Source organism: Mycolicibacter senuensis (assembly GCF_002101885.1).
GTDB lineage: Bacteria > Actinomycetota > Actinomycetes > Mycobacteriales > Mycobacteriaceae > Mycobacterium > Mycobacterium senuense.
In genome coordinates this window covers 40,717-56,544 of sequence record NZ_LQPS01000051.1, presented here as the reverse complement: position 1 = coordinate 56,544, position 15,828 = coordinate 40,717, and the positions used below count along the sequence as shown (strand labels likewise).

At 69.1% G+C, this 15,828-nt stretch carries 16 protein-coding genes; 9 read left to right on the top strand and 7 right to left on the bottom strand.

Annotated features, from left to right (window positions below; translation table 11 throughout):
• Positions 1-70 precede the first annotated feature (70 nt).
• From AWC24_RS19545 to AWC24_RS19525, 5 genes are read left to right on the top strand one after another with little or no spacing between them, the layout of a single operon-like run.
• The gene (locus tag AWC24_RS19545) at positions 71-1,687 is read left to right on the top strand and encodes an SMP-30/gluconolactonase/LRE family protein (RefSeq protein WP_085088333.1); all 1,617 of its coding nucleotides are present in this window, start codon (positions 71-73) and stop codon (positions 1,685-1,687) included.
• Positions 1,684-2,421, top strand: a complete 738-nt coding sequence (locus AWC24_RS19540) for a GntR family transcriptional regulator (protein ID WP_085088330.1) — start codon at positions 1,684-1,686, stop codon at positions 2,419-2,421. Before AWC24_RS19545 ends, AWC24_RS19540 begins: the two co-directional genes overlap by 4 nt.
• A complete protein-coding gene (locus AWC24_RS19535) occupies positions 2,418-3,968 on the top strand; it encodes an AMP-binding protein (RefSeq protein ID WP_085088326.1) in 1,551 nt (516 codons plus the stop codon). The genes AWC24_RS19540 and AWC24_RS19535 overlap by 4 nt, the downstream gene beginning before the upstream one ends.
• 2 nt (positions 3,969-3,970) lie before the next feature.
• Positions 3,971-4,744: an SDR family NAD(P)-dependent oxidoreductase gene (locus AWC24_RS19530; RefSeq protein WP_085088323.1), complete on the top strand. Its 774-nt coding sequence runs from the start codon at positions 3,971-3,973 to the stop codon at positions 4,742-4,744.
• Positions 4,741-6,228, top strand: coding sequence for an AMP-binding protein (locus AWC24_RS19525; protein WP_085088321.1), 1,488 nt, complete (start codon positions 4,741-4,743; stop codon positions 6,226-6,228). Before AWC24_RS19530 ends, AWC24_RS19525 begins: the two co-directional genes overlap by 4 nt.
• Before the next feature lie 11 nt (positions 6,229-6,239).
• Here AWC24_RS19525 and AWC24_RS19520 read toward each other — a convergent pair whose 3' ends face one another.
• Both AWC24_RS19520 and AWC24_RS19515 read right to left on the bottom strand, forming a co-directional pair.
• Positions 6,240-7,133, bottom strand: a complete 894-nt coding sequence (locus AWC24_RS19520) for a macrolide 2'-phosphotransferase (protein WP_085088318.1) — start codon at positions 7,131-7,133, stop codon at positions 6,240-6,242.
• A 106-nt stretch (positions 7,134-7,239) separates the two neighbouring features.
• A complete protein-coding gene (locus AWC24_RS19515) occupies positions 7,240-8,022 on the bottom strand; it encodes an enoyl-CoA hydratase (protein WP_013827663.1) in 783 nt (260 codons plus the stop codon).
• 175 nt (positions 8,023-8,197) lie between these two features.
• Between AWC24_RS19515 and AWC24_RS19510 the strand changes: the two genes are divergently transcribed.
• The 4 genes from AWC24_RS19510 to AWC24_RS19495 all read left to right on the top strand — a co-directional run bounded on the left by AWC24_RS19510 (position 8,198) and on the right by AWC24_RS19495 (position 10,869).
• A complete protein-coding gene (locus tag AWC24_RS19510; RefSeq protein ID WP_174813679.1) occupies positions 8,198-8,848 on the top strand; it encodes a TetR/AcrR family transcriptional regulator in 651 nt (216 codons plus the stop codon).
• Positions 8,849-8,974: 126 nt separating this feature from the next.
• On the top strand, positions 8,975-9,391 hold the full coding sequence (locus AWC24_RS19505; RefSeq protein ID WP_085088311.1) for a Zn-ribbon domain-containing OB-fold protein: 417 nt from the start codon (positions 8,975-8,977) through the stop codon (positions 9,389-9,391).
• Positions 9,392-9,404: 13 nt separating this feature from the next.
• Positions 9,405-10,559 (top strand): thiolase family protein, encoded by a 1,155-nt coding sequence (locus AWC24_RS19500; RefSeq protein ID WP_085088308.1) that lies wholly within the window; start codon positions 9,405-9,407, stop codon positions 10,557-10,559.
• A gap of 40 nt (positions 10,560-10,599) precedes the next feature.
• Positions 10,600-10,869: a type II toxin-antitoxin system VapC family toxin gene (locus AWC24_RS19495; RefSeq protein ID WP_133055741.1), complete on the top strand. Its 270-nt coding sequence runs from the start codon at positions 10,600-10,602 to the stop codon at positions 10,867-10,869.
• A 50-nt stretch (positions 10,870-10,919) separates the two neighbouring features.
• Here the strand turns inward: AWC24_RS19495 and AWC24_RS19490 are convergent, their stop codons facing one another.
• From AWC24_RS19490 to AWC24_RS19470, 5 genes are all read right to left on the bottom strand, one after another.
• Positions 10,920-11,942, bottom strand: coding sequence for a CaiB/BaiF CoA transferase family protein (locus AWC24_RS19490; protein WP_085088303.1), 1,023 nt, complete (start codon positions 11,940-11,942; stop codon positions 10,920-10,922).
• A complete protein-coding gene (locus AWC24_RS19485) occupies positions 11,939-12,895 on the bottom strand; it encodes an LLM class F420-dependent oxidoreductase (protein WP_085088300.1) in 957 nt (318 codons plus the stop codon). The genes AWC24_RS19490 and AWC24_RS19485 overlap by 4 nt, the downstream gene beginning before the upstream one ends.
• 1 nt (position 12,896) lies before the next feature.
• On the bottom strand, positions 12,897-13,328 hold the full coding sequence (locus AWC24_RS19480; RefSeq protein ID WP_085088298.1) for a cobalamin B12-binding domain-containing protein: 432 nt from the start codon (positions 13,326-13,328) through the stop codon (positions 12,897-12,899).
• Positions 13,328-14,905: a methylmalonyl-CoA mutase family protein gene (locus AWC24_RS19475; RefSeq protein WP_085088295.1), complete on the bottom strand. Its 1,578-nt coding sequence runs from the start codon at positions 14,903-14,905 to the stop codon at positions 13,328-13,330. The genes AWC24_RS19480 and AWC24_RS19475 overlap by 1 nt, the downstream gene beginning before the upstream one ends.
• A 79-nt stretch (positions 14,906-14,984) precedes the next feature.
• A complete protein-coding gene (locus AWC24_RS19470; RefSeq protein ID WP_085088449.1) occupies positions 14,985-15,803 on the bottom strand; it encodes an MlaE family ABC transporter permease in 819 nt (272 codons plus the stop codon).
• Positions 15,804-15,828 lie beyond the last annotated feature (25 nt).

Genomic DNA, 15,828 nt, shown 5'->3' with positions numbered 1-15,828 from the left:
CGTCAAGGCCTTGATGCGCATCGCCGACGGCTATTGTCTGGACTAACTGCGCTTGATAACGTCCGAAGTCATGACGGCACCCTCCCCGCTTCTTCCGCGCGACGGGCGGACCGATCCGACGGTCACGCCCGGCTGGCGACTGGAGCGGGTCACCGCACCGAGCCGGCTGTTCGGCGCCAACGGCCTGCGCACCGGCCCGGATGGCCGGGTCTACGTCGCCCAGGTCACCGGCAGCCAGATCAGTGCGCTGGACGTGAGCACCGGCGAGCTGGCGGTCATCAGCGCCCGCGGCGGCGACGTCGTCGCTCCCGACGACGTGGCCTTCGACTCCGCCGGCACGCTGTATGCCACCGAGGTGATGGACGCCCGGGTCAGTGCGCTCGACAACGGGCGCGCCCGGGTGCTGCGCGACGACCTGCCGTGTGCGAACGGGATCACCGTGCATCAAGACCGGCTGTTCGTCGGGGAGTGCCGCGACGGCGGCCGGCTGATGGAGTTGGACCGTGCCACCGGGGCGCAGCGCATCCTGGCCGAGAACCTGCCGTCACCCAACGCCATGGAGGTCGGCCCCGACGGGCTGCTGTACTTCCCGGTGATGACCGCCAACGAGATCTGGCGCATCGACCCCTTCGCGACCGACGCCCTGCCGCAGCGGGTTGTAGGGGATCTCGGCGTTCCCGACTCGGTGAAATTCGACGCCGACGGATTCATCGTCTCGACCCAGGCGGCCAGCGGCCAGGTGTTGCACATCGACCCGCGCAGCGGTGATCACACCGTGCTGGCACAGCTGAATCCCGGACTGGACAACTGCACGTTCGTCGGCGAGCGGCTGTTCGCCTCCAACTTCAGCGGCGAGATCGCCGAGGTCACCGGCGGTGCGGTGACCACGGTGCTGCCCGGCGGACTGAACTGGCCGCTGGATCTCACCGTCGACGCCACCGGAACGCTCTACGTCGCCGATGGCACCTACTTCTACGCGGTCGGCGACGCTCCCGGATCTCAAGGCCGGCTGCAGACGCTGGGCATGCTGTTCAGCCCCGGCTATCCCGGCTTCGTCCGGGGGGTGGCCGCGGTCGGCGCCGGCGAGTTCGTCGTCACCACCTCCGGCGGGCAGGTCAGCCGCTACCGGCCGGCGCAGTCGGCCTGCGAGGTGCTCGCCGACGGTCTCGACCAGCTCTACGGGGTCACGGCGGGACCCGCCGGGGTGGTGGTCACCGAGTTCGGCACCGGCCGGGTGCTGCGCGTCGGCGCCGGTGAGGTCGACGTGCTCGCCGCGGGACTGGCCGGCCCGGTGGGCGTCGCCGCCGCCGGCGACGGCTCGCACCTGGTGGCCGAATCCGGCGCCGGGCGGGTGGTGCGGGTCGGCGCGTCGGGGACCGAGACGGTGGTCGACGGCCTGGCCCGGCCGCAGGGCATTCTGCCGGCCGACGGCCGGCTCTACATCGTGGACGCGGGCAGCCGCGAGGTGCTCGCCGTCGACCTCGCCACCGGATCGCGACACACCATCGCCGCCGGCCTGCCGATCGGACCGCCGCCGGGCGTGGTGCCCAAGCCGCTGAAGGGCATGCCGCCGTTCTCCGGTCCGCAAGGCCCGTTCGCCGGCATCGCACGCGGCCCGGACGGCACACTGTTCGTCGCCGCCGACGGGGAGGGCAGCGTGCTGGCACTACGCCCGGTCGGCCCGTGACCGACCACCGCTACCTCAAGGTGGCACGGGCGCTGCGCAAGGAGATCGCCGACGGGGTGTATCCGGTGGGCTCGCAGTTGCCCACCGAACACGAACTGTGCGAACGGTTCTCGGTCAGCCGTTACACCGTCCGGGAGGCGCTGCGGCGGCTGCGGGAGGACAACCTCGTGGTCTCGCGCCCGCGTGCGGGCACCGTGGTGATCCCTCGCGCCGCGACCAACTGCTACGCCCAGGATGTGGTGTCGATCGACGACCTGGTCGCCTTCGCCGCCGGCTCATCCTTCGAGATCGACTCCAACGCCATGGTCACCGTCGACGACGGCATCGCCGCGCGCACCGGGCTGCCGGCGGGCACCGAGTGGCTGGCGGTGCGCGGCTACCGGCGAGCCGACGGCCAGAGCGCGCCGATCTGCCGGACCGAGTACTACATCAATCGCGCGTTCGCGCGCGTCGGCCGATTGCTGCAGCGGCACACCGGTCCGATCTTCCCGCTGATCGAGGACGTGTTCGGGGTCAGCGTGGTCGAGGTGCGCCAGCACATCCGCGCGGTGATCATCACCGCGGAACTCGCCGGCGAACTGGCCGTGGAACCCGGAACCGCCGCGCTGCAGATGCAACGCAGCTACACCACCTCCGAGGGCGAGGTCGCCCAGGTGACGGTGAACACCCATGCCGGCGAGGACTACCGGTACTCGATGACGCTGCACCGGGTGATGGGACAGCCCGGCCCGTGAGGCGGCACACGCTGGCCGACGCCCTGGCGCAGGAAGCCGGTCGGACTCCCGACCGAGTCCTGCTGGTCGACGGCGACACCCGGCTGACCTGCCGGGAACTGCACGCCGCGGCGCACGCGCTGGCCGGGACGATGGCGGAGAAGATGCCGGCCGGCAGCGTGGTGTCGTTCATGCTGCCGAACTGGCACGAGGCCGCCGTGATCTACCTGGCCGCGGCACTGGCTCAGATGGTGGTCAACCCGATCCTGCCGTCACTGCGGGACGCCGAACTGACGTTCATCCTGGCCGATTCGGGCAGCCGAATGTTGTTCGCCCCGCAACGCTTCCGCGGTCACGACTACTCCGCCATGGTGGCCCGGGTGACCGCTGCGCTCGCCGAGCCACCGGAGGTGGTGTCGGTGCGTGCCGCCGCCCCGGTCGCCGGCACCGATTACCGCGCGCTGACCGACCACCCGCGCGAACCGGTGTCGCTGCCGCCGGTGGACCCCGACGCGGTGTTGTTGCTGTTGTATACCTCCGGCACCACCGGCCGATCGAAAGGGGTGCTGCACAGCCACAACTCGATCAATGCGCTGATCGCTCAGCTCGGGCGGCACTGGCTGCTGGAGACCGGTGCCACGTTTCTGGTGCCGTCCCCGATCGCCCATATCGGCGGGTCGATCTATGCGTTCGAGGCTCCGCTGCTGCTGGGCGCCACCGCGGTGCTGATGGACACCTGGGATGCCGACGCGGCCGTGGCGCTGATGCTGGCCGAACACTGCACCCACGTGGCGGGCGCGACACCGTTTCTGGTCCAGCTGCTGGCCGCCGCCCGCCGCGCCGGCACCCGGCTGCCCGACCTGAAGCTCTTCGTCTGCGGCGGCGCCTCCGTTCCGGCGTCGTTGATCCGCCAGGCGGCCGACTACTTCGGCACCGCCGCCGTCACCCGGGTGTACGGGTCCAGCGAGGTCCCGGTGACCACGGTCGGCGCGGTCGGCGCCCACGAGCGCGCCTACGCCGCGGACACCGACGGCCGGGCCGGGATCGCCGACATCAAGTTGGTCGCCCACCAGGGCGCCCCGCCCGGCGAGGGCGAGATCTACGTCCGGGGGCCGCAGATGCTGGTGGGATACCGGCGCAGCGAGGACGAGCAGGGCTGCTTCGACGCCGACGGCTACTTCGCGACCGGCGATCTGGGCCGCTGGGTCGACGAGGACTATCTGCTGGTCACCGGCCGGCTCAAGGACGTCATCATCCGCAACGGCGAGAACATCTCCGCGCGGGAGGTGGAGGACATCCTGATCGGCCATCCCGGCATCGCCGAAATCGCCGTGGTCGGCGTGCCCGACGAGCGCACCGGGGAACGCGCCTGCGCGGTGATCGTCCCGGCCGGCGGCACCGGCCCCGACGTGGCCGAGTTGCGCGAACTGCTGACCGCGCACGGTGTCGCGGTGTTCAAAGCTCCCGAACAGGTGGAGATCTGGGACGAATTGCCCAAGAACGATGCCGGCAAGGTTGTCAAACAGCACATCCGGGCAGTGCTGGCCCGGGCTAAGGGAGGTGACTGAGCATGCAGGTGGCGATCGTCACGGGCGCCAGCAGCGGAATCGGATTCGGTTGCGCCACAAAATTTGCCGCGGACGGCCTGGCGGTGCTGGGGACCGGCCGCGACGCCGATCGGCTGGCCGGTCTCGCCGCCGAGATCGGCGACCCGGACCGCATCGCCACCTTGGCCGTCGACCTCACCGCGGCCGATGCCCCGCAACAGATCGTCGACGCCGCGCTGGCCCGGTGGGGCCGGGTGGACTATCTGATCAACAATGCCGGGGTCGGCAGCCCGAAGCCGCTGCACGACACCGACGACGACACCCTCGACCACTTCCTGAACCTGATGCTGCGGGCGCCGTTCCGGCTGGCCCGCGACGTGCTGCCGCACCTGCGGCCCGGGTCGGCGATCATCAACGTCACCTCCACCTTCGCGGTGGTCGGCGGCTTGCGGGGCGGGGCCTACTCCGCCGCCAAGGGCGGGATGACCGCGCTGACCACCCACATCGCCTGCCAGTACGGGGCACAGGGCATCCGGTGCAACGCGGTGGCCCCGGGCGTCACCGTCACGCCGATGGTCGAGAAGCGCCTCGACGACCCGCGCTTCCGCAAGATCAACACCGAGATGACGCCGTATCCGCGGCTGGGCCGGATCGACGACATCGCCAACACCGTCGCCTTCTTGTGTTCGGAGGCGGGCGCATTCATCAACGGCCAGACCATCGTGGTCGACGGCGGTTGGAGTTCGACCAAGTACCTCTCGGACTTCGGGCTCGACTCGCACTGGGTGCAGCCGTGAACCTGTTCACGCTGCTGGATCAGGCCGCGGCCCGATTCGGCGAGCGGGGGGCGGTGTACCACGGCGAGCGCCTGCTGCACACCTGGCGAGAGCTGGCCGATCGCGCGCTGCGTTTGGCGGGGTCGCTGCGCCGGGCGGGCGGGCCCGGCGCCCGGATCGTGATCGCCAGCGAGAACCGGCCCGAGATCATCGAGCTGATGTTCGCCACCTGGGCGGCGGACTGCGTCGTCGTCCCGGTCAACTACAAGCTGCACCCGCGCGAGATGGCCCAGATCATCGCCGACGCCGGCGCCGACCTGGTCTTCGCGTCGCCGACGCTCGCCGCCGGGCTGACCGGTGCCGTACCCATCGAGATCATCGGCAGCACAGCGTATCTGGAGCGATTTCAGGGTGAGCCGACCGCACCGCCGGATCCGGACCCGACCCGGCTGGCATGGCTGTTCTACACCAGCGGCACCACCGGACGCTCGAAGGGCGCGATGCTGACCCACCGCAACCTGACGGCGATGACGGTGGCGCATCTGGCCGACCTCGACGACCCGGATGCCGACTGCAGTCTGATCCACGGCGCCCCGATGTCGCACGGCTCCGGGCTGTACATCGCACCCTACGTGCTGCGCGGGGCCCGGCAGGTGGTGCCGGCGTCGGGGGCGTTCGACGCCGGCGAATTCCTCGACCTGTGCGGGCATCATCCGGGCGCCACCGCGTTTCTGGCGCCGACCATGGTCGCGCGACTGGTGGACACCGGACGCGAGCGCCCGGCCAACCTGCGCACCATCATCTACGGCGGCGGCCCGATGTACCTCGGGAACCTCAAACGCGCACTGGCCGCGTTCGGCCCGGTGTTCGCCCAGCTCTACGGCCAGGGCGAAGCCCCGATGACGATCACCGGCCTGACCCGCGCCGACCACCTCGGTGACGACGCGGTCCTGGCCTCGGTGGGCTATCCGCGCTCCGGGGTGGAAGTCGCGGTGCTGCGCGACGACGGCACACCCGCGCCGGTCGGCGAGGTCGGCGAGATCGTCTGCCGCGGCGACGTGGTGATGGCCGGCTACTGGGACAACCCGGACGGCACCGCCGAGGCCCTCAGCGCCGACGGCTGGCTGTTCACCGGCGACAAGGGCTGCTTCGACGAACGCGGTTTCCTGACCTTGCGCGACCGTTCCAAGGACGTGGTGATCAGCGGGGGCAGCAACATCTATCCGCGCGAGGTCGAGGAGGCGCTGCTGGACCACCCGGGTGTCATCGAGGCCGGCGTGGTGGGCACACCGGATGCCGAATGGGGCGAGATCGTGGTGGCCTTCATCGTCGGCGAAGCCTCGGCGGCCGAACTGGATACCCATCTGCTGGAACGCATCGCCCGGTTCAAGCGCCCCAAGCGCTACGAGTTCGTCGACGCGCTGCCCAAGAACAGCTACGGCAAGGTGCTCAAACGCGAGCTGCGGGCGCTGGCCGGCGAAATGGCAGCCATGCAAGGAAATTAGCGCCGGCAGCGTCAAGGGTTCAGCATCGCCGCGGCGGCCGCGACATCGCCCTCGGCTCGGGTGGTCAGCGCGTACCGGGCAAAACCGATCGACGAGGCGTGCCACAGCCGGCGGGTTTGGGCCGCCAGACCCGGGCGCAGCTGCCCGCCGGCCCGCGCGTAGGCCTCCAGCGTCGCCTGCAGCATCTCTTCGCCCGCGGCACCGTACTGGGCGGCCAGGTCGCGGGCGGGGTCGTCGACGCGCGCGGTGGTCCAGTCCAGCACCCCGACAAAGGTGCCGTCCTCGGCGAGTAGGACGTGTGCGGGGTAGATCTCGCCATGGGTCATCACGGTCTGGTCGGGCCAGCAGGTGTCGTCGGCCAGCCAGCCCTGCCAGGCCTCGGCGAGCTCGGGCGCGACGGTGAACTCCGAGCACACCTCCGTGATGTCGTCGCGCCAGGATTGCCGGACCCGCCCGGGGGTGCGCACTTCGACGCCCGCGGCCTCGGCCTGCTCGGCGGTGATGGCGTGCAGCCGCGCCAGCAGGCGGCCGAGGCGGATCGCGTAGTCGGGACTGGCGGGCTCCATATGCCAGTCCGGGCCGCCGTCGTCGTTCAGGGTCAGGCCCGGTGTACCGGCCAGCGCCGGGTAGGCGACCAGCTCCGGGGAACGAATCCGCCAGTCCGGGACGGCGATCCCGTCGGCGGCGAGAACCGGGCGCACCAGGTCGAGGACGCGGGCCTCGGCGGCCATCCCTGCAGCGACGTCCGCACGCCGCGGCAGCCGCAGCACCCAGCGGCGCCCGCCCTCGTCGGAAGCCATCACGACCCGATAGTCCAGGCCGGCATCAGTTGCCCGGGCATCTCCGGGGGCGAGGTACAACCCGTGGGAGGCCGCCAGGGCGATGGCATCGTGGATCGTGCTCATGGCCCCAGGTTTTCACCGGAAGTCGCACAGATCCAGCTATGTGACCGTCTGCTGGCCGGTCGTCTCGGGGCGCGGCGCCCGCTACGGCGCGAACATCGTTGGACGGCTACTTCACCTGCGACTTCATCTCGTCGAGGTTGACCAGCACCGGCCAGCCGCATACCGAGAGCGCGTTGCCGTGGCCGGTCTCGTGGATGTCGAAGGCGGACTGGACCGCCGAGTAGAAGCCTTGGACGTCCAGGGTCTGGTTGACCGCCCGCTTGGCCTGCCGCAGCGCGAACGAGGGCATGGTGGCGATGTGCTCGGCGAGCCGGCGGGTCTCGGCGTCGAGTTCGTCGCGTGGCACCACCTTGTTGACCATGCCGGTCTGCTCGACTTCCTGGGCGGTCATCGCGCGGCCGGTGAACAGGATCTCCTTGGCTTTACGCGGGCCCAGTTCCCAGGTGTGCCCGTGGTACTCGACGCCGCCGATGCCCATCAGCACGACCGGGTCGGAGAACTGGGCGTCGTCGGCCGCGATGATCAGGTCGCACGGCCAGCACAGCATCAGCCCGCCGGAGATGCAGCGGCCCTGCACCGCGGCGATCGACGGCTTGGGCACGTTGCGCCACCGCAGCGTGTACTCCAGGTAGCGCTTGCACTCGTGTTTGTAGATGAACTCCAGGGTGATCTTGTCCGGCACCGGGCCGCCGCCCTTGAGGTCGTGGCCGGCCGAGAAGTGTTTGCCGTTGGCGCGCAACACGATCACGGCGACGTCATCGTCGTCGGCCGCGCGGGTCCACGCCGCGTCGAGTTCATCGAGCAGCTCGGGGTTCTGGGCGTTGGCGGCCTCGGGCCGGTTCAGCGTGATCGTCGCGATCCGGTCGGCGACCTCGTAATCGATGTACATGGGTGTCCTTGTCGTTGCGGGATCGGCCAATCGATGAGAAGCCGCTTCTCATTCTCGGCAAGTTACCATCTTCGCTTCCGGGACGGCACGGCCTCGATCAGCGACCCCGCTGTGGCGGCATTCTCCGGTAAGGTGCATTCGTGTTCTCCCAAAAAGGCAACAATCGGAGCCGCTGGTGAGCAACCCCGAAGAAGAGCCCGTCTGGAAGCAGCGGGCGGTCGAGCGATCGATCAAGACCGCGCGACTGCGGGCCGCCCAGCGCGTTCAGCGATTCCTGGACGCCGCCCAGGCCATCATCATCGAAAAGGGCAGCACCGACTTCACCGTCCAGGAGGTCGTGGAGCGCTCACGGCAGTCGCTGCGCAGCTTCTACCTGCAATTCAACGGCAAGCACGAGTTGCTGCTGGCGCTGTTCGAGGACGCCCTGAGCCGCACCGCCGACCAGATCCGCGCGGCCACCGAAGACCAGGCCAAACCACTGCAGCGGCTGAAGGTCGCCGTCGAGTTGCTCTTCGAGCTGTCCCGGCCGGACCCCTCGGCCAGGCGCCCGCTGTTCACCGATTTCGCACCGCGGCTGCTGGTTTCGCATCCCACCGAGGTCAGGGTCGCCTTCACCCCGCTGCTGAGTCTGCTCACCGAGTTGATGGAGGCCGCCGAGCAGGCCGGCGAGCTGCGCAAGGACGTCAACGCGCGGCGAATGGCGGCGATGACCATGCAGACCGTCATGTTCGTGGCGCAGTCCAGCGGCGATCCCGACGACCCGGACGTCCATCCCATCACCGCCGACGAGGTGTGGGACTTCTGCGCCCACGGCCTCGCCAACTGACTCGCCTTTATAGCGCGACCGCCGCCGCGACACCCGATGCCGGCGTCGGCTTCCCTCCCGTATCGGCATATGCTCTAATTGAGAATGTGATTTCCACACTGCGTCGTCACGGGGCCGGTACCGCCCATGCGTAAAGTCCTGGCCCCCGAGGTCACCAACTGGCCCGACGAGAACCCCGCCCTGGTCGGCAGTCAATGCGACGACTGCGAGGCGACGGTGTGGCCGCGCCAAGACCACTGCCCGCGCTGCAGCGGCCCGCGGATGCAGGATCTGCTGCTGCCCCGGCAGGGGACGTTGGAGGCCTGGACGACCCAGGGCTTCGTGCCGAAGCTGCCCTACGCCGGCGGCGAGACCGCCAAGGACTTCGTCCCCTTCGGCGTCGGACTGATCCGGCTCGGCGACGTGATCCAGGTGGAGGCCCGCCTGACCGAATCCGATCCCGCCAAGCTGAAGTTCGGAATGGACGTCGAACTGACCATGGTGCCGTTCTACGTCGACGACGACGGAACCGAGATTCTCACCTGGGCCTTCCAGCCCGTCTAAGGAGACCTGCGACATGACGGTAACCAACAACGATGTGGCGATCATCGGCGTCGGCCTGCACCCGTTCGGCCGGTTCGACAAATCGGCGATGCAGATGGGCGCCGAGGCGATCCACACCGCGCTGGCCGACGCCGGTCTCGAGTGGAAGGACATCCAGTTCGGGGTCGGCGGCAGCTACGAGATCTCCAACCCCGACGCGGTGACCCGACTGGTCGGGCTCACCGGCATCCCGTTCACCAACGTGTTCAACGCCTGCGCGACGGCGGCCACCGCCACCCAGGTCTGCGCCGACAACATCCGATCCGGCAAGTACGACATCGGTATCGCGATCGGCATGGACAAGCACCCCCGCGGAGCGTTCACCGATGACCCGGCCAAGCTGGCGCTGCCGGCCTGGTATGCCGAGAACGGGCAGTTCGTCACCACCAAGTTCTTCGGCATGAAGGCCAACCGCTACCTGCACGACCACAACATCTCCCAGGCGACGCTGGCCAAGGTCGCCGCCAAGAACTTCCGCAACGGCGCGTTGAACCCGAATGCCTTCCGGCGCAAGCCGATGTCAGAGGACGCCATCCTCAACTCGACGGTGCTGAACTACCCGCTGACGCAGTACATGTTCTGCGCTCCGGACGAGGGCGCCGCCGCCATCGTGATGTGCCGCGCCGACATCGCTCACCGCTACACCGACAAGCCGGTGTATCTGAAGGCCACCGAGATCCGCACCCGCACCTTCGGCGCCTATGAGGTGCACGGGACGTCGGCTCCGATCGAAGAAGACGTCGCACCCACCGTGTATGCGGCCCGCGCCGCGTTCGAAACGGCCGGTGTGGCACCCGACGACGTCGACGTGGTCCAGCTGCAGGACACCGACGCCGGCGCCGAGGTCATCCACATGGCCGAATGCGGTTTCTGCGCCGACGGCGACCAGGAGAAGCTGCTGGCCGACGGTGCGACCGAGATCTCCGGCTCGCTGCCGGTCAACACCGACGGCGGCCTGATCGCCAACGGCGAGCCGATCGGGGCGTCCGGGCTTCGCCAGTTGCATGAGCTGGTGCTGCAGCTACGGGGCCAGGCCGGTGACCGCCAGGTGCCGGGCGAGCCCAAGGTCGGGTTCGCGCAGGTCTACGGTGCACCCGGCACTGCGTCCGCGACCATCGTCACGATCTGAGCACCCACAGCTAAGCCCAGGCATGGGGCTTGCGCATGCCATGCACAAGGCCGTCCTGCGCGGCCAATTGGAGTTCGAGGACGCCGAGGCCGCTGCCGAGACCGCGACCGCACTCGCCATCGAATACGTGCTTCCCGACGCACTGCTGCTGCGCACCGCCCGGGCCTGGCGGCACAACATCTCGATCTACGACGGCCTGTATGTCGCTGCCGCGGTGGAACGCTCCGCGGCCGTGATCACCGTCGACAGCCGCTTGGTCGATGCTATCGACCAGCTCGGCGTCCCGGTGGAGATCAATCTGCTCCGATAGCGCAGCAGTGCCCCGTCGAGCTGCATCCCGGAGTCTGAACCACCGCCCGGCTAATCCAGCGTCGGCGGCGGTGAGTAGGACGGTTCATACCCGGCGATGCGAATCGGGCTGCCCACCAACCGGAAATCCCCGGCCGTGACGATCGCATGGTGGTATTCCTTGAGCGCTTCGGGCATCGTGCGCACCGCGGCCGCCGGGATGCCCAGTGGCCGCAGCCGCGCTTCCCAGCCCGCCGCGGTGTCGCCGGCCAGTGCGGCGGTGACCACGGCCAGCACTTCCTCGCGGCGAGCCGCCCGCTCCTCCATGGTCGCGAAGCCGTCGATACCCGCTTCGGCGGCAAAGCTCTTCCAGAATCCGTCATGGGTGACGAACAGCGCCAGATAGCCCGCTGCCGTCGGAAAAAGCTGAGCCGGAACGTAATAGGAGTGTGCGCCGTGCGGATGGCGCTGCGGCTCGACGCCGTCGTTGAGGTAGGCCGACGCCCGGTAGTTCAGCTGGGACAGCATCACGTCCAGCAGTGACACCTCGACCTGGCCGCCGCGGCCGCTGACGATCTGGGCCAACAAACCCAGTGCGGCCGCCAGGCCGGTGGAGTTGTCCGCCGACGAATAGCCCGGCAGCGTCGGCGGGCCGTTCGGGTCGCCGGTCATCGCGGCGATACCGGTGGCCGCCTGGATCACGTAGTCGAACGCCGGTTCGTCGCCGCCGTCCAGCCCGAAACCGGTCAGCGCCACGCACACGATGCGCTCGTTGTGGCGCCGCAGGGCATCGTAGGTCAACCCCAACCGCTTGATCACCGACGGCTTCATATTCACCAGCAGCGCATGGGAATCCGCGACGAGTTCGGCCAGTCGCGCCTGCCCGGCCTCCGACGTCAGGTCCAGCCGGACGCTGCGCTTGTTGCGGTTGAGGCTGGCGAAGTAGCTCGGGCCGACTTGGCGGGAGATCTCCCCGCTCGGCGGTTCGATCTTGATGACCTCGGCCCCGAGATCGGCCAGCAGCATCGTCGCATACGGACCGGCCAGCATCACTCCCACTTCGAGGATGCGGATCCCCGACAGCGGTCCGCTCACGAAATCTCCTTGGCCAGTTCGGCGATCACCTCGCGGGTGCGGTACTTGGAGGCGATCAGCTCGTCGCGGTTGTCGCCGATGGGCAGCAGCCGCACCGACAGGTCGGTCACGCCGGCGTCGGCGAACTGCTTGAACCGCTTCAGGATCGACTCCTCGTCGCCGGCCGCGCACAGGTCGCCGACGTCACGGGCCGAGCCGCGGTCGAGCAGACGCTGGTAGTTCGGCGATGTCTCGGCCTCGGCCAGGATCCGGTTGGCGCGCTCTTTGGCGGTCTCGATCTCGGAGTTGGCGCACAGCGTGACCGGGATACCTGCGACAATGCGCGGTGCGGGCTTGCCCGCCTCGGCCGCGGCCTTGTTGATCTTCGGCGCGATGTGCTCGCCGATCGCCTTCTCGTCGGCCATCCACAGCGACGTGCCGTCGGCGTGCTCCCCGGCGATCTGCAACATCACCGGACCGAGTGCGGCCACCAGCACCGGCATCTTGGTGTCGGCACCCAGCGCGGTCGGGTTGTGCACGCTGAAGTGGTCGTTCTCGACGTCCACCGGTCCCGGGCCGGCAAGGGCGGCGTTGAGCACCTGCAGGTAGTCGCGGGTATAGGCGGCCGGCTTGTCATAGGGCAGGCCGAGCATGTCCCGGATGATCCAGTGGTGCGAGGGCCCCACGCCCAGCGCCAGCCGGCCGCCGGAAATGGCGTGCACCGAAAGCGCTTGGCGCGCCAACGCGATCGGGTGCTGGGCCTGCAACGGCACCACCGCGGTGCCGAGTTCGATCCGGGTGCTGTGGCCGGCCATCAGCGCCACCATGGTCAGCAGATCGAAATCGTCGGGCACCTGCGGCATCCACGCGGTGGACAACCCCGCCGAGTCGGCCCACTCGATGTCGGAGATCAGCTTTTTGACCTTGCGCGCCATGTCGCCGCGCTCGGCCCCGATCATCACCCCAAGTCGCATGTCAGGAGGCCTCCATGTGGCCGATGACCTGGCGAACACCGGTCACCAGGTCGTCCAACGACGTTCCGGTGGGAAAGACGGCCGCCGCGCCCAGCGACAACAGCTTGTCCACGTCGGACTGCGGGATGGTTCCGCCGACCACCACCGCGATGTCACCGCCGTCGGCGGCGCGCAACGCCTCGACGATGCGGGCGGTCAGCGCGACGTGGGCGCCGGACAGAATGCTCAGGCCCACCACCGCGACGTCTTCTTGCAGCGCCGTCGCGACGATGTCCTCGACACGTTGCCGGATGCCGGTGTAGATGACCTCGAAGCCGGCGTCACGCAGTGTCCGCGCGACGATCTTGGCGCCGCGGTCGTGGCCGTCGAGGCCGGGCTTGGCGACCAGGACCCGCCGTGGACCGGGCAGGTGAGCGGAGAGCGGAGCAGTCATCAGTACACCACCGGTTGCTGGAACTCGCCCCAGACCGCCTTGAGCGCCGAGACCATCTCACCCACGGTGCAGTAGGCGTTGGCGCAGTCGATCAGGGAATGCATCAGGTTGTCGTCGCCTTCCGCGGCGCGCGACAGCGCGGCCAGTTTAGCGGCGACGTCGTCGGCGTCCCGCTCGGCTTTGACCCGGGCCAGCCGCTTGAGTTGGACGTCGCGGCCCTCGGCGTCGAGCTCGTAGGTGGCGATCTCCGGTGGCGGCTCGTCGGAGGTGAACTTGTTGACGCCGACGACCGGCCGTTCCCCCGACTCGATTTCGTGGTGGATCTTGAACGCCTCGTCGGCGATCAGCCCCTGCAGATAGCCGTCCTCGATGGCGCGCACCATGCCGCCGTGCCGCTCCAGGTCGTCCATGATCTCGATGATGCGCTCCTCGGTGGCGTCGGTGAGCGCCTCGACGAAGTAGGAGCCGCCGAGCGGATCGGCCACCCGCGTCACCCCGGTCTCATACGCCAGGATCTGCTGGGTGCGCAGCGCCAGTGTGGCGGACTCCTCGCTGGGTAGCGCGAACGGCTCGTCCCAGGCCGCGGTGAACATCGACTGGACCCCGCCCAGTACCGCCGCCATCGACTCGTAGGCCACCCGCACCAGGTTGTTCTGGGCCTGCGGCGCGAACAGCGAGGCCCCGCCGGCCACACAGCCGAACCGGAACATCGACGCCTTGTCGGCCTCGGCGCCGTAGCGCTCGCGGACGATGGTGGCCCAGCGGCGCCGTCCGGCCCGGTATTTGGCGACCTCCTCGAAGAAGTCGCCGTGGGTGTAGAAGAAGAACGACACCTGCGGGGCGAACTGGTCGATCGTCATCCGCCCCCGCTCCACCACGGTGTCGCAGTAGGTGACGCCGTCGGCCAGGGTGAACGCCATCTCTTGCACCGCGTTGGCGCCGGCGTCGCGGAAGTGCGCACCGGCCACCGAGATCGCGTTGAAGCGCGGCACTTCGGCGGCGCAGAACTCGATGGTGTCAGCGATCAGGCGCAGCGACGGCTCCGGTGGCCAGATCCAGGTACCGCGGGACGCGTACTCCTTGAGGATGTCGTTCTGGATGGTGCCTGTGAGCTTGGCTCGCGGGACGCCCTTGCGCTCGGCGGCGGCCACGTAGAACGCGAGCAGGATCGCGGCGGTCCCGTTGATGGTGAAGCTGGTGCTGATCTTGTCCAGCGGGATCGAGTCGAACAGGATCTCGGCGTCGGCGAGGGTGTCGACGGCCACCCCGACGCGGCCGACCTCCTCGCCGACCTCGGGGTCATCGGAGTCATACCCGCATTGGGTGGGCAGGTCCAGCGCGACCGACAGGCCGGTGCCGCCCTGGTCCAGCAGGTAGCGGTAGCGCCGGTTGGACTCCTCGGCGGTGCCGAAACCGGAGTACTGCCGGAAGGTCCAGAGCCGGCCGCGGTAGCCGGACTCGAAGTTGCCCCGGGTGAACGGGTAGGTCCCCGGCGCGGCCGGTTCGACGCGACGGTCGTCCGGCCCATACACCGGTTTCAGCGGGATTCCCGAGGAGGTCTGCACTGGGTCGTTCATCGATGGATACGGTACTTGCAAAAAATGAGAATGCCAATACCATGACCGCCGCGTGGCCGACTGACGGCTGCGGCGACGGCTATCCGGCCAGGTTGAAGTTGCCGCTGGCGCCGTAGACCGACAGTGACACCAGCAGCGTCACCGACACGACCACGACCAGCGACGTCCGCACGGCATTGCCCACCGCGACGCCGACCCCGGCGGGGCCGCCCGCGGCGAAATAGCCGAAATAGGTGTGGATCAGCAAGATGGTGACCGCCATCAGGAAGGCCTGCAGGAACGACCACAGCAGGTCGATGGGGTTCAGGAAGGTCCGGAAGTAGTGGTCGTAGAGGCCTGCCGACTGCCCGAACAGAAAGACCGTGGTGAAGCGGCTGGCGATGAACGACAGGATCACCGCGATGGAGTACAGCGGGGTGATGGCGACCAGTCCGGCGACGATGCGGGTGCTGACCAGGTACGCGATGGGGCGGATCGCCATCGACTCCAGCGCGTCGATCTCCTCGTTGATGCGCATCGCGCCCAGCTGCGCCGTCACCCCGGCGCCGAAGGTGGCCGCCAGCCCGATGCCGGCGACCACCGGGGCCGAGATGCGGACGTTGATGAACGCCGCCAGGAACCCGGTCAGTGCCTCGATGCCGATGTTGCCCAGCGAGCTGTAGCCCTGCACCGCCAGGGTGCCGCCGGCCGCCAGGGTCAAAAAGCCGACGATCACCACGGTGCCGCCGATCATCGCCAGGGTCCCGGTGCCCATGCTGATCTCGGCGATCAGCCGGATGACCTCCCGGCGGTAATGAGTGAACGCGAACGGCGCCGTGGCGATCGCCCTGCCGTAGAACAGCGTGTGGTCACCGAGCCGGCTCAGTGCCGCGATCGGTCGCCGGACCTGCCGGGTCATGCCCGGATAGACCGCCTGCAGTGCC